The organism is Paraburkholderia sp. BL23I1N1 (genome assembly GCF_003610295.1).
In the GTDB taxonomy this organism is placed as follows: domain Bacteria; phylum Pseudomonadota; class Gammaproteobacteria; order Burkholderiales; family Burkholderiaceae; genus Paraburkholderia.
In genome coordinates this window covers 1100056-1119736 of record NZ_RAPV01000002.1, presented here as the reverse complement: position 1 = coordinate 1119736, position 19681 = coordinate 1100056, and the positions used below count along the sequence as shown (strand labels likewise).

Annotated in this window: 13 protein-coding genes and 3 pseudogenes; 5 read left to right on the top strand and 11 right to left on the bottom strand. The window is 60.8% G+C overall.

The genetic code is table 11. The annotated features are described in order from the left end of the window. Positions 1-54 precede the first annotated feature (54 nt). Complete coding sequence (gene ltrA, locus B0G76_RS37650; protein WP_120293190.1) at positions 55-1362, bottom strand: group II intron reverse transcriptase/maturase; 1308 nt, start codon at positions 1360-1362, stop codon at positions 55-57. A 639-nt stretch (positions 1363-2001) separates the two neighbouring features. Here ltrA and B0G76_RS37640 point away from each other — a divergent pair. Next, positions 2002-2550: pseudogene (locus B0G76_RS37640) on the top strand (IS21 family transposase); the annotation flags it as partial. Between the two features lie 24 nt (positions 2551-2574). Then, on the top strand, positions 2575-3306 hold the full coding sequence (locus B0G76_RS37635) for an IS6 family transposase (RefSeq protein ID WP_120297758.1): 732 nt from the start codon (positions 2575-2577) through the stop codon (positions 3304-3306). 58 nt (positions 3307-3364) lie between these two features. Here B0G76_RS37635 and B0G76_RS37630 read toward each other — a convergent pair. Further along, positions 3365-3520 (bottom strand): annotated as a pseudogene (locus B0G76_RS37630) (IS5/IS1182 family transposase); the annotation flags it as partial. Positions 3521-4029: 509 nt separating this feature from the next. On the opposite strand from B0G76_RS37630, the gene B0G76_RS37625 reads away from it, so the two are divergent. Both B0G76_RS37625 and B0G76_RS37620 read left to right on the top strand, forming a co-directional pair. Further along, positions 4030-4824 carry a hypothetical protein gene (locus tag B0G76_RS37625; protein WP_120297757.1) on the top strand — a complete coding sequence of 265 codons (795 nt, stop codon included), beginning with the start codon at positions 4030-4032 and terminating at the stop codon, positions 4822-4824. Positions 4825-4953: 129 nt separating this feature from the next. After that, positions 4954-7899, top strand: coding sequence for a bifunctional diguanylate cyclase/phosphodiesterase (locus B0G76_RS37620; protein WP_120297756.1), 2946 nt, complete (start codon positions 4954-4956; stop codon positions 7897-7899). 191 nt (positions 7900-8090) lie between these two features. Here B0G76_RS37620 and B0G76_RS37615 read toward each other — a convergent pair. The 3 genes and pseudogenes from B0G76_RS37615 to B0G76_RS37605 all read right to left on the bottom strand — a co-directional run bounded on the left by B0G76_RS37615 (position 8091) and on the right by B0G76_RS37605 (position 11090). Next, positions 8091-9199 (bottom strand): annotated as a pseudogene (locus B0G76_RS37615) (IS5 family transposase). 137 nt (positions 9200-9336) lie between these two features. Next, entirely contained in the window at positions 9337-10371 is a 1035-nt protein-coding gene (locus B0G76_RS37610) for a nucleotidyl transferase AbiEii/AbiGii toxin family protein (RefSeq protein ID WP_120297755.1), read from the bottom strand. After that, a complete protein-coding gene (locus B0G76_RS37605) occupies positions 10368-11090 on the bottom strand; it encodes a DUF6088 family protein (RefSeq protein ID WP_220700813.1) in 723 nt (240 codons plus the stop codon). Before B0G76_RS37605 ends, B0G76_RS37610 begins: the two co-directional genes overlap by 4 nt. Positions 11091-11409: 319 nt before the next feature. On the opposite strand from B0G76_RS37605, the gene B0G76_RS37600 reads away from it, so the two are divergent. Continuing rightward, positions 11410-11652: a hypothetical protein gene (locus B0G76_RS37600; protein ID WP_120297754.1), complete on the top strand. Its 243-nt coding sequence runs from the start codon at positions 11410-11412 to the stop codon at positions 11650-11652. A 195-nt stretch (positions 11653-11847) separates the two neighbouring features. Here B0G76_RS37600 and B0G76_RS37595 read toward each other — a convergent pair whose 3' ends face one another. The 6 genes from B0G76_RS37595 to glnT form a co-directional block, all read right to left on the bottom strand. Next, positions 11848-13665 carry a bifunctional protein-serine/threonine kinase/phosphatase gene (locus tag B0G76_RS37595; RefSeq protein WP_120297753.1) on the bottom strand — a complete coding sequence of 606 codons (1818 nt, stop codon included), beginning with the start codon at positions 13663-13665 and terminating at the stop codon, positions 11848-11850. Beyond that, on the bottom strand, positions 13666-15111 hold the full coding sequence (locus B0G76_RS37590) for an APC family permease (protein WP_120297752.1): 1446 nt from the start codon (positions 15109-15111) through the stop codon (positions 13666-13668). Positions 15112-15191: 80 nt separating this feature from the next. Then, positions 15192-16553 (bottom strand): FMN-binding glutamate synthase family protein, encoded by a 1362-nt coding sequence (locus tag B0G76_RS37585; protein ID WP_120297751.1) that lies wholly within the window; start codon positions 16551-16553, stop codon positions 15192-15194. Positions 16554-16578: 25 nt separating this feature from the next. Further along, positions 16579-17268, bottom strand: coding sequence for a protein glxC (locus B0G76_RS37580; RefSeq protein ID WP_120297750.1), 690 nt, complete (start codon positions 17266-17268; stop codon positions 16579-16581). Then, positions 17256-18164, bottom strand: coding sequence for a glutamine amidotransferase family protein (locus tag B0G76_RS37575; RefSeq protein WP_120297749.1), 909 nt, complete (start codon positions 18162-18164; stop codon positions 17256-17258). Before B0G76_RS37575 ends, B0G76_RS37580 begins: the two co-directional genes overlap by 13 nt. Positions 18165-18175: 11 nt before the next feature. Further along, positions 18176-19564 carry a type III glutamate--ammonia ligase gene (gene glnT / locus B0G76_RS37570; RefSeq protein WP_183082292.1) on the bottom strand — a complete coding sequence of 463 codons (1389 nt, stop codon included), beginning with the start codon at positions 19562-19564 and terminating at the stop codon, positions 18176-18178. Positions 19565-19681: the final 117 nt, after the last annotated feature.

Genomic DNA, 19681 nt, shown 5'->3' with positions numbered 1-19681 from the left:
CCCGAGGGACCTGCCCCCTCAGGCTCTCACAGATCCGTACGTGAATCTCTCGATTCATACGGCTCCTCTTGTCCGCCGTTCTTCGAAACAGAAATCCCAGTGCGCGAACAGCTGGGGAAGACTTTCCCGACATCGTTTGAGCCACGCCCAAGATCGTCGTTTGTGTCCTCTCAGTCGCTTGTACTTATTTCGCGCCCACCCGCCAAGCCGCAAGTCTATTCTGACCAAGAACCGTTTCAACGGCTCCGGATAGAAGGCACCGTAGTAATTCACCCATCCCCTGACCATCGGGTTTATGCGCCGCGCCAGTTCGGACAGCGTCAATGAGGTACTTCGATTGAGACTCAGGCTTCGAATGGCCAGAGACATTCGCGTTAGCGCCTTTTGACTTACCGCAGGTCCGAATCCGGTGAACAGGTTTCCCGCTCGGTCTTGGACTGTCCGAGCATGAAAGCTGAAACCAAGGAAATCGAACTTGGTGTGGGTATGTTCCCCTCGACGCCGGCCATCTTTGCAGTAAACTAGGCGCGTCTTTTCCGGATGTAGCAAAAGCCCACATGCGGTAAGCCGCTCCCGCAAGGCAGACAAAAACTTTTCCGCCTGCTGCTTCGTCCTGCAATGACAGACAACATCGTCGGCATACCGTTCAAACGGCACATCCGGATGCTCAGTCTGAACCCATCGATCAAACGCGTAGTGAAGAAAGAGGTTAGCCAATAGCGGACTGATCACTCCACCTTGCGGAGTGCCTCGATCCCGAGCAACCAGCTCCCCGGTTTGCTTCTGTACCGGACTCTCTAGCCAGCGTCTGATGTAGAGTCGTGCCCATGGCTCCGAAACGTGCTTTTCGACCGCACGTCTGAGAAGCCCGTGGTCGATGGTGTCAAAGAAGGATTTCAAGTCAATATCGACTACCCAGTCGTAGCGCCAACAGTTCCTTCTCGCTTGCGCCACAGCTTGCTTCGCCGATTTGTTAGGACGATAGCCGAACGATGATGAATGAAATATCGCATCGATTCCCGGCTCAACCAGTAACTTGACTGCCATCTGAGCCACTCGGTCAGTGATGGTCGGTACCCCGAGAGGACGAAACCCGTCCCCCTTCGGAATCAGCACCTCCTTGACCGGTTGAGGAAAGTAACTCCCCGAACTCATTCGATTCCACAGAGCGTACAAATTTCTCGCCAAACGATTGCGGAAGGTTTCAATACTCTCCCGGTCCACGCCCGGACCGCCTTGATTGGCAGCCACGCGTTTCCAGGCTTCCCAGATCAATCGCTTGGGTATCTCGAACGACTTGGCGTCAACCCCGGAATCATCCCGCGTCGCAGTTGTTCCATGATCTCCACCAGACAAGGTCATGCCTTCGCTCCGGAAGTCATTACAACCCCTTCAACGCTACTACGCATGACTCCGCCCCTGTGCCTCGCATCGGTACTCTCACTCTCACGGGTTCTCCGCTTGAGTTTCTCCCTTGACATCGAGACGACAGGTTCCCAAGTTCCATATCCACGCCTGCAGAAAGGTCGCGCCACCTCTATGCCGGATGCCGTCAAACCCACCTTCAGGTTGCCGTTTGACTGATCCCGAGGCGTTGTCGAGTCCTCGGTTTTGACATCATTGCAATTATCGACACTTCTTCGATGGTTCACTTTCGTTCGCCTCCTTACTGCACACCTGACGGGATTCATCCCGCCTTTTCCACAGACGCTCACCACACCCGCTCTTAACGAGTGCAGCTCTGGGTGGTTTGGTATCACCGCCTGATCGGCGACACCGAGGGGCCGGCCCTCATCACGGATACAGCATGTACAGCGACGTACTGTCGCTTTCCTTCTTGGCACACCGACAATTATCTTGGCCGGTCGTTGACGATTGTTTTGGCCGGTGGTGAGGAGTCGGAGGCGGCGTAGCCGCCGGAGACGACGAACCACCGGCGGCGCCGCGTCGGCGGGGCTTTAGGATGGGCTGATCGAAGCTTTAAGAAGAAGCCGTCAGCTCATGTCTGGAACCCGCATTACCGACCAACAGGTTCGTCTTTACATGACCAAGCGCAAACACCATCCGCAGGAAGTCGCGGCCGCCAAGGCCGGAATAAGCGTGCGTTCCGCACGCCGCATCGAGCGTGACGCGACTCTGCCATCCCAGAAGCCTCGGCGCTCCTGGCGCACCCGTCCCGATCAGTTCGCCGATGTCTGGGATAGCGAAGTTTTACCGCTACTGCGTAACGCTCCCCATCTGATGGGCATTACGATCCTGCGCAAGCTGCAGGAGGATCACCCGGAGCGCTATCCCGACAGCATGCGCCGCACGCTGGAGCGACGCATTCATCAATGGCGGGCGCTTGAGGGCCCCAGTCAGGAGATCTTCTTCCCCCAGGAGCATCAGCCCGGCGTGCGTGGGCTGTCGGACTTCACCGATATGAGCAAGCTGTGCGTGACGATTGGCGGCGCACCGTTCGCGCACCGGCTGTACCACTTCGTGCTGGCGTTCTCACGCTGGGAGTATGCCTACGTAGTCGAGGGCGGCGAGGGCGCTGTCAGGTTAGCGGACCGGCGGCGGTAGAATGATGCAATGAAGAAGATGAAATCGCTTTATCACGGCCACCGGTTCCCCGCTGTCGTCATCAGCTGTGCTGTTCGCTGGTATTTCCGGTTCAGCCTGAGCCTGCGCGACATCGAGGAATTGCTGCTCGAGCGCGGTGTCGTAGTCACATACGAAACGATCCGTTGCTGGTGCGACAAATTCGGTGCCGGATTCGCTCAGCGCGCCAGGGCGGTGCGGCGCAAAACGGGTAGCACGTGGCACCTCGACGAGATGTTCGTGGCGCTGCGCGGGGAGCCGTATCTGTTGTGGCGTGCGGTCGACGAACATGGCGCCGAACTGGATGTGCTGGTGCAAAAGCGGCGCGACAAGGCTGCGGCAAAGCGCTTTTTCCGGCGGGTGCTGCGTTCGAACCCGGTGCCGCGCAGGATCGTTACGGACCAGTTGCGCAGTTACCCGGCAGCGAAGGCTGATATTCCCGAACTCGCCCAGGTGAAGCACGTATTCGTCAAGGCGGCGGCACGCGTGAACAATCGCGCCGAGAACAGCCATCAGCCGACCCGCAGGCGCGAACGACACATGTGCGGCTTTCGCGATGCACGTCGCACGCAGGCGTTTCTCTCATGCTTTGGCCCGATCCGGCAGCACTTCGCCTTGCCCAGACATCAGATGAGCGCGGCATGTCATCGCGCCATACTCAAGAAACGCCTCGCCGTTTGGCATGGTTGGACCGTCGATGCTAAAGTCGAGCCTGCTATCTGATCAGGATACCTACGTTTAGATAGGGGCATAGCCTGTGCTCGTCAAGTTGACAAAGCCCCTCAGCTTCATACATGCCCGCAAACAGGCCGTTCATCTTCGCCAACGCCGCGTTGGCCATCTTGCGAATCGCGCGCAGCGGGTGATCGGCCGGAACAAAGTCTTCCAGCTTACGCAGGGTGAACAAACTCTCGGTGAAGGTGTCGGCGCCGCGCATCATTTCTCAGGGTAGTGGCTTCCTCAGCATAACGTTTCGACCCGCTCATCCGCTGACTTGCTGTCGTCGGTATTTCCGCAACCTGCTAACGGAAGCCATAGACCAAGACCTTTTCCCCGGCGGCCGCTTCCAAAGTTCAACGGTCATTCTTGAGTTGTCTCAGCCGTCGGGTGATTCGGCCGAACCCAGAAGCTCGGCGTGTGCAACAGTTACCGGCGCGCGGCGCGCCACAACTTTCGCGTTTCCTCCGGACGTCCGCGGAATATCGATCCGATCTTCCCTCAAACGCAGGTTTGCGGTCGCCGCCACAGTCAGAAAGTCGATTCGGGATCTCCGGGACGATATTTTTTCGGATTCCAAAAACTCCCTTTTCTAACCTCGCTCTCCGGATTTTCCCGGCTATGCATATCACCGCGTTTGCGTTCATGAGAATCTAGTTTGTCGCGTTAACAGCGACTCTGCCGCTTCGAAAGCGACAGACTTTTTTCTCATTTATCTACGAGGTTGAAATGGACCGCATCGATTCAGTCGTTTTGTCGCAAAATACGGGTTATACGTCGCTCGGAGAACGCTTTAATCAGGGCACCGTAAAGAAAACGGAAAGGTTGCCGTTTACGATAAAGGTGGTAAGTAATCTGGCGGACCTCGACCAGGCCGTCGAGATGCGCCGCGCGGCCTATCGGCGCCACTTGCCGGAATTCGCCGTGACCATGGGCGTCGAAGCGTTGGATGGCGCGCCCGGCACGGCCGTGCTGCTCGCGCAGTCGCGGCTGGATGGCGGCCCGCTCGGCACCATGCGGGTCCAGACGAATGCATTCAGTCCGCTTGCCGTCGAACAATCGGTCCGCCTGCCGGACTGGCTGGGGCAGGCGCGCCTCGCCGAGGCGACGCGGCTCGGCGTCGCGCGCGGTGCGATCGGCCGGATGGTGAAGGTGGCGCTGTGCAAGGCGTTTTTCATGTTTTGCGCGCAGAACGGGGTCGACTGGATGTTAATTACGGCGCGTTCACCGCTCGATCGGGAATACGAAGCGATGCTGTTCGGTGATGTATACGGCCAGAACGAATTCCTGCCGATGGCGCACGTTGGCGGGTTGCCACATCGGGTGATGGCGAAACCGGTTGCTTTAGTCCGTCAGCGCTGGGAGAAGGTCAACCATCCGTTCGTCGGATTCTTTTTTGAAACGAATCACCCCGACATCGACGTCAGCGTTGCATCGAAGCAGGGTGAAACCGGCCACGGCACTCAGTGCGACGGCCCGCCGAGCAGCGCCTCAGGCCGCCTGCGGTCGCTGAGCGAAGCGTAAAACAAGATGTCCACCCGAAGGCATTCGGGCGGACAAGAGTCGGTGGCATCAGCGCAGTCGTGCTTTCGCCGCTGACTATCGCAGCATCGCAATGAAATCGAGAATGAAGTCATTGGGAAAGGGCAGCAAATGACAAGCGTAAAGTGGACGTTTCGGGACCGACTAACCGGCTGGGCATTCCAGCGGTTCTCAGTATACGTAGCGCCATTTGTGATTGTGCTTGGCAGCGCCGCAGTCATGCTCTGGGCGCCGCGCCAATTCGATACTACGGGAACGGTCACGCTCAGCTTTCCTGTGATTGCGGATCCGTCGGCGACGCTGTCACCCGCCATCGCCATCGCCCGCCTGCGCGACACCGCGCCCACGGCACGTTTCAGCACCCATCTCGCGGAAACGCCCTTCTGGTTCATGCTCACCGCGCCTGCTCTCGCCGGTGAAGGCCCCACATTCATCGACCTGCCGTCGCGGCACGCGCAGACGCTTTCCTGCTGGCGGACCGGCCCCGTCCTGACGCTGCTCGGCGCGGCCGACCGCCACGGCACGAGCGGCGAGATGCGCGCCAACAAGGCCGGCTTTGCGCTCAGGCTCGACGAGCACGCCCCCCAGACGCAGATCCTGTGCCGAGGCACCTTCTCCGGACCCGCGTATATCACCGCATCCGCAACGAATTCCGACAGGCTCGAGGTATCCGCCCTCGACTTCAACCAGAGCGCGTCGCTGATCACCGGCGGCCTGCTGACGCTCGCGATCTTCGTGTTTGTTACGGCAATCATCAATCGCGAATGGACTTACGTGATCTTTGCCGCCTGGCTCGTCGGCAATCTCCGGTTGAGCGCCAACGCAATGGGCTTCGATACCGAATGGATGGGCTGGCTCATCCCGCCCGACCATATCGCGTTTTTGCGGGAATTCACGTTCGCTTCCTATTACGTGCTGACCACGACGCTCTTTGTGGAGCTGTTCCGCCGCGAACTGAAAGCAATCGGCCTGCGCTGGAGCCTGCACGCCGTGCGGTATGGCGGCTGCCTGCTGATGGTCGCCGCATTTACGCTGAGTTACGCGCACTTCATTCCGGTGCTGTGGGCATGCGCCAGCTTCTGCATACTGGTGCTGACCTACTTCCTCGTACAGTTGTTCATCAAGGCGCGCTCGCGCACCGTGCTCTGGTATGTCGCGTCAATGGCCATCGTGCTGTTCGCGACGCTGTCGCAAGTGCTCGCTGCCGCGTTAGGCGTGAAAGCGCTGGCGGGCGAGCTGAGCCCCGTAGTGACGGCGCTGTCGTCGAGCATGCTTTGCGCGTTCGCTATTGCGGAACGTATGCGCGAAGAGCGCGAGCGCCGCCGGCAAATGCAGATCGAGCTGCGCAACACGTATGACGTCACGCCTATCGGTCTCTTCACGCTGAACGGCGACAGCGCCTTCGTGCGCGCCAATCCGGCGCTGCACTCGATGCTGGGCCTGCCTCAACAGCATCACGGCGCGCAACGCTGGGCCGACTATTTCGCTCCGGGCGCCGAGCGTGCGCTGGTTGAACTCCTGGAGCGCGACGACTCGGCGTCGATCGAAATCGAGGGCACAGCCGGTACGAAGACAGAGACGCGGCGCTACTCGCTGCGGGCAATTCGTGCGAACGGCTTCATCGAAGGCTCGCTCGAGGACGTGACGGACCGTTCGAAAGCGGTGGAGCGGTTGCACTTCCTGGCCGAGCACGACCCACTCACCGGCCTCCTGAACCGTCGCGGCATCGAGCATGCAATCGGCGGGCAGAGCGGCGAAAGCGGCCCGTGGGCACTCGCGTATCTCGATCTCGACCGCTTCAAGCTGCTAAACGACCTGTTCGGCCACGGGACCGGCGACGAAATACTGCGGCACGTCGCTGCGCGCCTCGTCGAGCGTCTCGGCTCCGACGTGCCGATCGGGCGCATCGGTGGTGACGAATTCGTGTGCGTGCTCGCGAACATGGCGATCGACGATGCAATCGCGCGCTGCCGTGAACTCGTCACGGCGTTGAACTCCGCACCGGTTCATGTCGACACGCGAGCGTTCCAGATCAGAGGATCGATCGGCGTAGTCGAGTGCTCGCAAGGTGAGCGCGTCCTCGACGCCCTCGCCTATGCCGACCGCGCGTGTCGCGCCGCGAAACGCGGCGGCAATGCGCGGCTCGTCGCACTGCGCAAGGGCGCGCCGGCCTTCGAGGAGCGCGCCGCCGAGATCAGTCTGATCGAGGCGCTGGGACAGAGCCGGCTGCCCGAGGGGCTGTTCCTCGTGATGCAACCGATCATGTCGATGCGCGGACCGGCAGAAGCGCTCGACTTCGAAGTGCTGCTGCGTCTGCGCATGCCGAACGGCGCGGTGGCGACCGCCGCGAAGCTGATCGCCGCCGCGGAGGACTCCGGCACCATCACCGCGATCGACCGCTGGGTGCTCTCGACGACGCTCGCATGGCTCAGGGACAACCGCGCGTCGCTCTCCAGCACTCGCTTCGTGTGCGTGAACCTGAGCGGTGGTTCGCTCAACGACGAGCAATTCCTCGATGAACTGTTCGCGCTGTTCTCGCGTCACGAGGACGTTATCCATTACCTGTGCATCGAAATCACCGAAAGCGTCGCGCTGCACGATCTCGAGCATACAGAGCGCTTCATCGCACGCGTCCACGACATGGGTGCAAAGATCGCGATCGACGATTTCGGCGCGGGTCAGACCTCGTTACGCTACCTGAAGAAGCTGTCGGCCGATGCACTAAAGATCGACGGTGAGTTTGTGCGCACGATGTGTAACCATCCGGCCGACATCGCGATCGTCGAGGCGATCATTACCCTCGCACGCAATCTCGGCATGCGCAGTATTGCGGAATGGGTGGAAGACCTCGAGACCCTGCGCGCGCTGAATGAACTGGGCGTCGATTACGTACAGGGCTTCGTGATAGCGAAACCGCAAGAGGCCAAGGACATTCTTGTGGCCTCCTCCGCCGCGAGCTTCGTGACTAACGCCGAGCTCACACGCTATCTGAAGGCACAGCAGACGCTGCGCCGCGCCGCTGGTGACCAGCGCATAGAGCGCGAAAGCTCAGTCTGACGCGGCTCACCGCGCGCGAGTGCAGTCAAAACCGGGGGCAGCGCTAGCAGGGTGCGGAAATACCCGAAGCAATCAGGAGCGGCATTCCTCCCGAAGGGGAAGCTGGAGTCGTTTTTTCCACCATCCGGGAATTGATTGCCCGATCCCCGCCTCTGGTGGCTAATCGGTGCCGTTTTTAGCCCCGATTTAGCTTATTGCGCCACCTGCGCACGGATTTGTCCCAAGGTGCGCATGCGAACCAGGTTGTACGCTGCCATCGTCAGCACAAACATCTGATCCACTTTCTTCAAACCACGCACCATCACCTGACGCATGCCGCCAACCGTCTTGGCCCAACCGAAGCCTTGTTCGATCAGTTTGCGCTTTTGCTGCGAGACGGCCTAGCCCGCGCTTCTGGCGATCGCCTCCGGCACCGCCGAATCGCGTCCTGAATTGTTCTGCGCCACATGCGGCGTGACCTTCATGTCCACACAGGCGTCCACGAATTCCTGCGCGTCATAGCCCTTGTCAGCGCCGAGCGTGATCTCACGCGCCGGGTCATCAAGCGCCTGTCTCGCATCGCATCGTTAATCATGGCCTTGGCGGCTTCGCGTTCGGCATAACCGTCAGCAATCGTCACCACGGCATTGGCCACCAGACCGTGGCGGTTGTCGCTCAAGGTATGGCCCATGTAGCGCAATTCACTGGCCGTGCCGCCTTTACGATAGAGCCGTGCATCAGCATCGGTCTTCGACTCATGGGTGTCGTTGCTGCGCTTCTCGCCTTTGAAGTTGCCCCCATCGCCGTTGGCCTGGTCGTCATCGTCACGGCGCACAAAGCTCTTATGCCCGGCCCAGGCCTGGATCAGCGTACCGTCAACACTGAAGTGTTCTCCTGATAGCCAGGCCTTCTGCTGCGCAATGGCCAGCACCTCGTTGAAGAACTCAATGACCGCGTCATGTTTAATCAGCCGTTCCCGGTTCCTGGTGAACACGGTCGGCACCCACACGCTATCGTCCATCGACAGCCCAATGAACCAGCGGAACAGCAGGTTATATTGGACCTGCTCCATCAATTGCCGCTCGGAGCGCACGCTGTACAGCACTTGCAACAACATCGCCCGCAACAATTTCTCCGGCGCTACGCTCGGCCGGCCGCCTTTGACCTCAGCTTCATACATGCCCGCAAACAGGCCGTTCATCTTCGCCAACGCCGCGTTGGCCATCTTGCGAATCGCGCGCAGCGGGTGATCGGCCGGAACAAAGTCTTCCAGCTTACGCAGGGTGAACAAACTCTCGGTGAAGGTGTCGGCGCCGCGCATCATTTCTCAGGGTAGTGGCTTCCTCAGCATAACGTTTCGACCCGCTCATCCGCTGACTTGCTGTCGTCGGTATTTCCGCAACCTGCTAACGTTGGCAAGCCGCTTCGTGTCTGATGGAAGATGGTCGAATGCCGCCGTCAAGCGTTAATGGTTGCCTCTGCCCGCCCGACGCTTGCCAGCACATCGCTCAATTCCGGAACATCATCGAAGATCATGCCCGTCATGGCAGTGTAGTCACGTTGCAGCACGTCAAGCATTCCTGCAGACGGCAGGAGAGTGAATGTGCCGTGGCTTGCCGTGTCCAGCCCCAGATCGGCGCTACCGAAGAACAGCCGCGCATGGCGGGCGCAATCCGCCGCCAGCTCACGGTCTTTCATCCACCGCGCGGAATCAGGGGCGGCAAGAAGCCGGTAGACATCGTAGTAGTGCCGCGATACCCGCTGACCACCATGGCGAAGCTCTCCGCGACGCTCAAACCATTGCCGCAGGCCATGCAGGATGACGATTTTGTCCCAGAACGTCCGTTCCGGCTGAACGGTTGTGACGTTCGCCACGCTTAGGTCAAGGTGAGGCAAGTCGTCTGCAACATAGGGCTTGATGATCGCCATCGTGTGAGGGTCCAACGCTGATTTCGCCCCGGACTCAATCTTGACGGCAGAGCGAATGTACTCGTCCTGCCGGGCCGTCGCCGCCGGGTACCAGAAAAGGAGACTCTGCCCGTCGGCGTCATCAAGGTCCGGTTCGAGCGTAAAGCCTTGAGGAATAAATTCCTCAGCGCGTGCGCGCAATCCGGCTTGGAAATCCCCTTGAATGAAGTCTTGGCAAGCCGCCCGTATTGCATCGAGGCGAATGCGACGCTGCTTGCCGCTCAGCACCTCAAGGTCTGCCGGTTCGACGTGCTGGCCGAGGTCATCGCGAAATACAGTGATATCGATGTCTTCCGAAAAGCGGGAGATCAGCCCGAACCCCTTCGACAGCGAGGTGCCGCCTTTGAAGAGAAGGCGGGGACCGCCCGCAGGCAAGCCGTTAAACAAAGCATCCAGAACCCAGCAAACCCAGAAGTCTTTCTCGACGTTTTGCACTGCCGTGCCGAGGCGCGTTGCTGTGCCGACAAACAGGTCTCGACGGTCATTCTCGCTGGCCGCAATGATTTCGCGGTAAGCATCGTTCATCGCGGACCTCCATCAGCATCGTCCCTGACCGGAGCAACGGGCGCTTGGCCTGAACTCGCGTATGCCCGTGGAGAAGAAGAGGCGACAAGTCCGGGATCAAAAGCTGGAACAGACCGCAGGAACTCCTGCATCCAAGTTGGCAGGTGCGCGAAACCCTGCGCAAGGTCAAAGGCAATCGACTTGCCGTGCTTTGGGTCCGCGAGGACCGACTGAAGGCGCGCGCGGACCCGATCTCCGTCCACCGGCAAGGTGTCTTTCAGCCAGTGAAGCGCCTGCACGACACGCATGCCGGGGCGTCCCGCCCAGTAAAGGCGGCTGGGCGCTGTCTGCTTGAAGTCGATAAGCAGATTGTCCAGTTGGACGGCACGGCGACGGGCGTCAGTGTGAATGGTCACGCGGGCAGGTACGGCGTCCGTCAGGCCGAGGTCGTTGGCCGCCGTCATTCCATCGACCAGCAGCCGCAATTGATCACGACGAGCAATTGCATCGAGCACGGCCCGATAATCCGGGGCTGTCGGTCGACGCGTCAGCTTGTTGGTCGCTGGCAGGTCATAGAGACCTCGGTCTATCCGTCGAAGTTGGCCGCTGGAGACCAATCGCTGCAATGTCTTGTCAATCACGTCGCGAGAGCCCAAGTGCGCGAAATCGGCAGGTACCCAGACGGAGCCGGGGGCTGCCGCGCTGATGATGGAAATTATCTGTGTACCGATATCTGACATGAAAACTCCTTGTCCGAAATTTGTATACTTTTTTCGGACAAGAGTCAACGTCAAAAATGTCCGATATTTGTATGCAAATTTCGGACATTTGCATTTACCTCATTCCCACCCTTCAAGGATCAAACAAAATGCTGCGAGCCGCACCTTCCTGGGGGTCATCAACGTGCAGCCGCTTCGACATTGGGCTTTCGCTCGACGATTCTGACGATAGGAGGATCGCGCAAGCTGTGGATGGACCGTGAACGGTTAAAATGCACGCTGAAACGCGGGCGAATTCACCACTTTCTCATTCAATCTGATTTGCGATGGCGCGCTCGAGATGCTGCATAGGGCGGTATGGTATGCCATTGGAAAGACAGTCTCGGATGCCGCGACGCGATCTTCTGACCCGGAAGAATTTTGGAAACAATTTTCCCTGTACTCCCGCGAGATGGCCAAGATGATGCGCTGCGAAACTTGGCCCATTTTTGAGACTCCTGCCGGAAATTTGCCGGAAATGACTGGTGAGTCCAAGGAATCTCCGGTGATCGTCAATCAACAAATTCCTTGTAAATTCAAGTGATTGGCTATAACCTAAAAGCTGCTTGATCTGGCTTTTAATCCGTTGGTCACAGGTTCGAATCCCGTACGGCCTACCAAAAGATTCGAGGGCTTACATGCGAATGCATGTAAGCCCTTTTCCTTTTGTGCCACCCGTGTAGGCGCAGTGCAGGCATTTTCGGGCGACGTCGATCCGTTTCGATGCATACGCCGCCGCTCAACGCCGCATCAAGGACCACAACAGCAGCGCCAGCAACAGCACCACGACCACCTGCCAGAACAGCACCGGATCGCTCTCGAGCAAAGGCTTGCGCCGCATCGGCGTCATCGCGTCCCGCCCGGTCGAAAAACGTTCGAGATCAGCGCAGACTTCGAGCACGTCCTGATACCTGCGCGCCGGATCGGGCTGCAGCGCTTTCTCCAGCACCAGGTCAAGCCATAGTGGCGCGTCGGGACGGTACTGATAGAGCGGCACACGGCCATTGAAGCCGTAGGGCAGCTTGCCGCCGCTAAACAGCCGGTACAGGGTCACGCCATACGCGAACACCTCGGAGCGCGCATCACCCTGTGCGCCCTTCATCAACTCAGGCGCCATATACGCGGGCGAGCCCGGTGCGGTGTGGGGGCCCGGCACCTGCATACCCGGCATATAAGCGAAACCAAGATCGAGCAGGCGCGTGCTATCGCCCGGCATGATCAGCACGTTCTCGGGTTTGATATCGCGATGGAAAATATCGCGGCGATTCAGCGCGTCGATCGAATGGCCCAACTGCCGCGCGATTTTGAACGCACGTGGCAACGCCACGGGCTGAGGCGCCGCCAGCAGTTTTTCGAGCGTGACACCTGCGCCGAGCGGCATCACCACATAGAGCCGGGTTTGCCGGTCGGCATCGACCGGCATCGGCGCGAGCACGCCTTCGTCGCCGATCTTGCCGGCCAGCCATCGCTCGCGCACGATCGACTGGCGCACGTTCTCATCCTGCTCGACACGCGGCTTGGGAAACTTGAGCGCCAGCGGCGTGTTCGGATCGGCCAGATCGTAGCCGGCGAAAATCCGCGAATAGAAGCCGTCGCTCAACACGCTCTTGAGCAGATATCCATCGACCACATCGCCGGCGTCGGGCACGGCCGGAATCGGCAAGGCGCCGACCACTCGCTCCAGGTAACCGACATCGAGCAGGGGCAGGCTGCCCACATCGAGCACCGCGCTCGTCACGTCGTCCTGCGAGCCACGCGTCACCGCCAGCGCGCCGAGCCGGCGTGCAGTGTCGAGCGCACCGCTGCGCGCCGCCAGCACCGTCTGCAGCTCGCGCATCGGCACGCGGCGATAGAGCCCGTCGGAGCACATCAGCAGGCGGTCGCCCTCGCGCAGTTCAAGCGTTTCGATGCGGGTCACCAGCGTCGGCAGCATGCCGACCGCATGCGCCACATAAGAACCGAAGGCGACCGGCACGACGTCGTCGTCGCCGAGCTGGGTCAGTTGACCATCGCGCAGCAGATAGAGGCGCACATCGCCGGCCGCCACCAGATACGCAGTAGCGCGGCGCACGATCAGCGCCGCAAAGGACGCGGCCATCTGCGTCAGTGCGGGATCGACTCGACCGATCTGATGCAGCCAGCCATGTATTGCCTCGAGCGCGCGCGCAGCCGCCACGCCGGGCTGCAAGGTGTCGGGGAGCGCGTAATAGGCGTCGATAAAGGTTCGCACCGAGAGTTCGGCCGCGACCCGCCCAGCCTTGCTGCCGCTCACGCCATCGGCGAGAGCGATCACGCTGCCACGCGCGGCGCGCGCGGCCAGATCGCCGAGCATTACGCCGACGTAGTCTTCGTTGATGTGATCCTGCCCGCGGGCGCGGGCAGGGCTAGAAACACAACCGATCTCGAGCGCGGCGCACTCGCCGAGCTCCGGCCGCAACTGCAGGTCGATTTCCTGACCGCCCGTTCCGCGACGGCTAGCGGGCCTTCCCTCTGGATCGCCTGGCATCCGGCCGCTGTTCGGTGCGGACAAGCTTTCCGGTGAGAAGGGTTCACTCATTTACTTTTTGCCGTGGGTCATCACGTCGCTTGTTTCCAGATCGTGTTCGATCTTCTCGAGCACCTGCGGCGAGCGCTTCTTGAGCACCAACAACCAGACTGCGCCAACCAGCATATACGCAATGAACAGATAGGGCAGGATGTTATACGGATAGTCGGGCACCGGATACACGCTGCCGATTACCGCGCCGACCATCGCCAGTGCGCCGAGCACGCCCCACACGACGTTGATCGTCTTGAGCTCGCCCTGCTTCTTCAGATAGACCGGTGCCGCGATTGCGACCAGGAAATAAACGACCAGGAAACCGAAGGTGGCAAACGTACTGGTATAGCCGAAGGTGTTGAGCGGACCCGTGCCGAGCATCGCAATGCACACCACGAAGGTCACGATCGAGGAAAACGCCACGGCCAGGTACGGCGTCTGGTGCGTGCGGTGAACCATGCCCATCGAGCGGTGCACGAACTGGTAGCGGCCCATCGAATACAGCAGACGGCTGGACGAGTTGATGCACGCAAGCACGCACGAGAACGCGCTGACCGAGGCAATCAGATAAAACACCGGACCGAGCGGCGAGGCGCCGACGCTCGTGAGCAGGGTGCTGAGCACAGCCGAATCGGCACCGAGCTTGGCCGTATCGCCGTGGTACGCGATCGTCATCGAATAGGCCACGAACATGAAGAACAGGCCCGACAGGATCACGCACCAGATCACCGCGCGCGGAATCACGCGCAGCGGATTCCTGGTTTCCTGGCCGAGCGAGGCCGCGCTTTCGAAACCCACGTACGAGAAGATGCCGAGCACCATGCCCTGCGCCATGCCCTTGCCGCTCACGCCCTGCAGCCCCAGTTGCGTATGGTCGACGATATGGTCGGGATGCAGTGCGAGCACATAGATCAGCACACCGCCCACGATCACCACCGAAGCGGCTTCGATTCCCAGCGACAGGCGCGAGGAGAGCTTCACGTCCCGCGCAGAGAAGAACCAGGCCAGGCCGACGAAGATCGTGTAGACCGCCCACGACGCGATATTGATACCCCAGGCCGAAAAAGCGTTCTGCACGAACACCACGCCAGCGGCACCCACCCCCATTGCAGTGCCCACGTAAGCCGCGATCAAACCCCAGCCGGCAATGCCGCCCGCCATCGGCCCAAGCGCGCGCGAGATATAGATAAAGAACGAACCCGCCGACGCGATCCGGCTCGAGAGCGCAATGATGCTCATGCTCACCAGCAGGAGCCCGAGCGTCGAAAGACCATAAATCAACCAGGTCCCCGCGCCGGCCAGCGCCGCAATCGCGGTCACGTTGATCGACGGCGTGAAGGTCGGCGAAAGGTTCGCGATGGATTGACCAATGACCTCGGGAAAACCTAACGTACCGGCGCGCAGACCGCCGGATGGTGCTGGCGCTGCTGGCGCGACTTGCGTGCTGCTTTGCGGAATGCTCATGTTGGGCTCCTAAAAGATTGGTGAATCAAGGTTGAATGCGCTCAACTTTTCCACAGTCAAAAATCTCGAAACAACTCAATTCACCGGGTCCATCCGGGAATCCACGAGGTACCCGCGAGCGGAATGCGCGCCATCGCCGCTGCCTCGACCGTCAGCGCGACCAGATCCTCCGGTTCGAGGTGATGGACGTTCTGCTTGCCGCACGCACGCGCAATCGTCGTCAGTTCCATGTTCAGCGTCTTCAGGTAGTTGCGCACGCGGCGCGACCCTTCATCCGGCTGGACACGTTGTTCGAGAACCGCGTCCTGCGTGGTTACGCCGACCGGACACTTGCCCGTGTGGCAGTGATGGCAGAAACCCGGCGACGTGTTCAGCGCCGCGTAGTCCGCTGCCGCCGAATGCAACGCACCGCTCTGAAAGTACGTATCGCTGTTGCACCCGAGCGCCATCAGCATGCCCTGCCCGATCGCCACCGCGTCCGCACCGAGCGCCAATGCCTTCGCCACGTCCGCGCCGGTGCGGATGCCGCCCGAAACGATCAGTTGTACCTGGCCTTTCATATTCAGATCTTCGAGCGCGTCCACCGCCTGGCGAACCGCGGCCAGCGTCGGAATGCCGACGTTCTCGATGAAGCAGGTCTGCGTCGCTGCGGTACCGCCCTGCATGCCATCGATCACGACCACGTCCGCGCCCGCATGCACTGCGAGCTTCACGTCGTTGAACGTGCGGGTTGCGCCGACCTTCACGTAGATCGGTTTTTCCCAATCTGTGATTTCGCGCAATTCCTGAATCTTGATCGCCAGATCGTCCGGGCCGGTCCAGTCCGGATGACGGCTCGCCGAACGCTGATCGACTCCGGCCGGCAACGTGCGCATCGACGCGACGCGCGGATTGACCTTCTGCCCGAGCAGCATGCCGCCGCCACCCGGTTTCGCGCCCTGGCCGATTACGATTTCGATCGCGTCGGCACGGCGCACGTCGTCCGGGTTGAAGCCATAGCGCGACGGCAGGCACTGATAGACCAGCGTCTTCGACGAGCGGCGCTCCTCCTGCGTCATGCCGCCGTCGCCAGTAGTGGTCGAGGTGCCCATCGCGGTCGCGGCCTGGCCGAGCGCTTCCTTCACGTTCGCAGACAATGCGCCGAAGCTCATGCCGGCAATCGTGATCGGAATGTCGAGCACCACCGGCTTTCTGGCGAAGCGCGTGCCGAGCACTGTCTGCGTCGCGCATTTCTCGCGATACCCTTCGAGCGGATAGCGTGACAGCGAGGCGCCGAGAAACAGCAGATCGTCGAAATGCGGCACGCGGCGTTTCGCGCCCAGACCGCGAATTTCGTAGAGGCCACGTTGCGCGGCCGAGTGGATATAGTCGATCGTCTTGCGGTCGTAGCCTTGCGACTCTTCCTGTTGCAAGCGGGCGAAGTGAACGGGTTTGGCTTCCATGAGGACCTTCTTCAAGAGCGTGTGTTCAATATTCCTGGTTCGCGTCGGCGTTCCAGCGATAGAGCGTGCGAGCGGAGGCGATCCGTTTGAATGACGCGGGGTCGTGGTCCATGCCGGCAGCGGTGAGCAATGCGCGCACGGCGTCGAGATCGGCTTGTGTCATCGGTTCGTATTGCGCGTCCGCGCCAAGCGATTTCACTTCGCCACGCACATACAGCACCGCTTCGTAAAGCGAGTCGCCAAGCGCGTCGCCTGCATCACCGCAGATCACCATGCGCCCGGCCTGAGCCATGAATGCAGAAAAGCTGCCCACCGAGCCGCCCACCACAATGTCGCCGCCCTTCAGCGAAATACCGCAACGCAGACCCGCATCGCCGTCGATCACCAGCAGGCCGCCGTGTGCCGAAGCGCCCGCGCCGTTCGATGCAAAACCCTTCACGTGCACCTTGCCGCTCATCATGTTTTCCGCGACGCCAGTGCCCGCGCTGCCGTCGATCTCGATCGTCGCGTGTTTGTTCATGCCGCCCGTGTAATAGCCGGCGTGTCCGGCGATCTTCACTTTCACCGGCGCATCCACACCCACTGCAAGGTTATGCGCGCCGTTCGGTGCGACCACGGCGACCACATGCCCTTCCAGTTCGCTAGCCGGTTTGTGCAAAAACTGATTCAGCTCACGGACCGTCGTATGCTCCAGATCGAAAGTCAGGCTTTCCATACATACATCTCCTCAGGTGCGGGTTCGAAGACCCTGGCGTTCTTGATGTCGGGCAGATGCGCGAGCGAGCGGAACTCGGACGCGATCGCGACGTAGTCGTCGTTTTCCGCGACCACCGCCGGCTTGCACGCGAACGGGTCGCGAATCAATGCAAGTTCGGTCGAGGTGCCCATCAGGAAGGTGTAAAAGCCGTCGAGTTCTTCGAAACCCTTCTGCAAGGCGACCGGCAGCGTGTCGCCTTCACGCAGCCGCCACTCGAGAAAACGGCAGGCGGCTTCGGTATCGTTGTCGGTGTCGAAGTGAATGCCTTGCGGTTCGAGCTTGCGGCGCACGCCGTGCGCGTTCGACAGCGAACCGTTGTGCACCAGACAGAAGTCGTCGCCCGCCGTGAACGGATGCGCGCGGTCGGGCGTCACCGCCGACTCCGTCGCCATGCGCGTGTGCCCGACCAGATGCGAGCCCTTCAGGTTCGCGAAGTCATAACGCTCAGCGACTTGCGACGGCGAGCCGATATCCTTGTACAGATCGATCGAACGGCCGCTTGAGAGCAGATACAGCTTCGGATAACGTTCGCGAAGCCACGTCTTCACGCGCTCGACGTTGCCTTGCACCGTCAGCACCGCGTGATTGCCCTTTGCGTCGATGCGCGCGGTGACGTCCATCGCCGCGTTCAGTGTCTCCTGCAACGGTTGCCACGCGAAATCCGCGCCTTCTTCGGTGAAACCGGCGTAAATGCTCAGCTTGCGCTGGCTGGCATCGACCGGGTTGCCGAATACCGCGAGTCCCGCCGAATCCGGCCCACGCTCGGTCATGCCGATCAGCATCGGCACCATCAGTTCGCCGAGCCGCTCGCGCAGTGCCGGCGTTTTCACCAGCAAGCCTACGATTCCGCACATGGTGGTTCTCCTTAGAAAAATTCGAGGTAAGTCTTCAGCTCCCAGTCGGAAACGTGGCGCATGTATTCGAGCCACTCCATCCGTTTGAGCTTGAGGAATTCATCGGCAAGCGGGCCGAGTGCATCGCAGATCACGCGATCGCTTTCGAGCGCGTCGAGCGCCTGCTCGAGGTTTTGCGGCAGCACGCCGATACCGTGTTCGGCGAGTTTCGCGGGCGACCACTCGTACAGGTTCTCGTTGGCCGGTTCGCCCGGCGACATGCCGCGGTCGATGCCGTCCAGTCCCGCGGCAATCACCGCGGCCGTCGCGAGATAGGGATTGCATGCGCCATCCGGCAGGCGCAGTTCGATGCGCTCGCCGGGCATGCGAACCATCGTCGAGCGGTTGTTGTCGCCGTAGCTGACGTAGGCCGGCGCCCACGTCGCGCCCGTCAGCGAGCGGCCGACCACGAGGCGCTTGTACGAATTCACCGTGGGATTGCACAGCGCGGTCAGCGCGGGGGCGTGCGCGAGGAGGCCGGCCGTGAACTGGTAGCCGAGCGATGAGAGTCCCATGCCGAGCCTGTCACTTTTGTCCGAGAACAGATTGCGTTCGCCGTCGCCGATCGACATATGCATATGCATGCCGTTGCCCGGACGGTTCGCGAACGGCTTCGGCATGAACGAGCAGATCATGCCGAGTTCATTGGCGATCTCGGAGGCCGCCATCTTGAAGAACACGTAGTGATCGCACGACGTCAGGCAATCGGTATATGTGTAGTTGATTTCGAACTGACCGTTCGCGTCTTCGTGATCGATCTGATAGACGTCGATACCGACCGCGCGCATCGACTCGGTGAGTTTTTCCAGAAAGACGCGCGTACGCGACAGACCCTTGTAGTCATAGCACGGCTTGGCGAGCGTATCGCTCGGATCGCACGGCTCCAACGTGCCCGACGCCGAACGGCGCAGCAGCGAGAATTCCGGCTCCAGACCCGTGAACAGCGTCCAGTTGCGCTCGGTCATCCGGGCGACCTGTTTCTTCAAGGTCACGCGCGAATCGTATTGCCACGCTTCGCCGTCGACATGACCGTCGCAGACGATCCGTGCGAGGCCCGGCTGCCACGGCACCGGCGTGAGTGTCGCCAGATCGCCGACGGCCATATAGTCCGGACCGTTCGGCTCGATGCCGACACCCCAGATCGCAAAGCCCGCGAAACCGGCGCCCGCTTTCAACACGCTTTTCAGGTGCGCAACCGGCACCGACTTCGCTTTCGCCACGCCGTGAATATCGACAAACTGCGCCAGCACGTACTTCACGCCCTGCTGCGTCAGATAGGCTTGCGCCTCTTCCGCCGAGCCGAAGCGGGGCACGCATCCGAGTTCGTTGACCGGCAGCTTGCTCGCATCGTTCAGGTTCATCGCCACTCCTTGCAACAACATCCTTCGGAGGTTTGGAAAAGCCACACGCAACGCATGTGACCAGGCCATACAACACGCTTTCGAGCGCCGGTTGCGGCGCGCTTCAAGCTCGTCTTC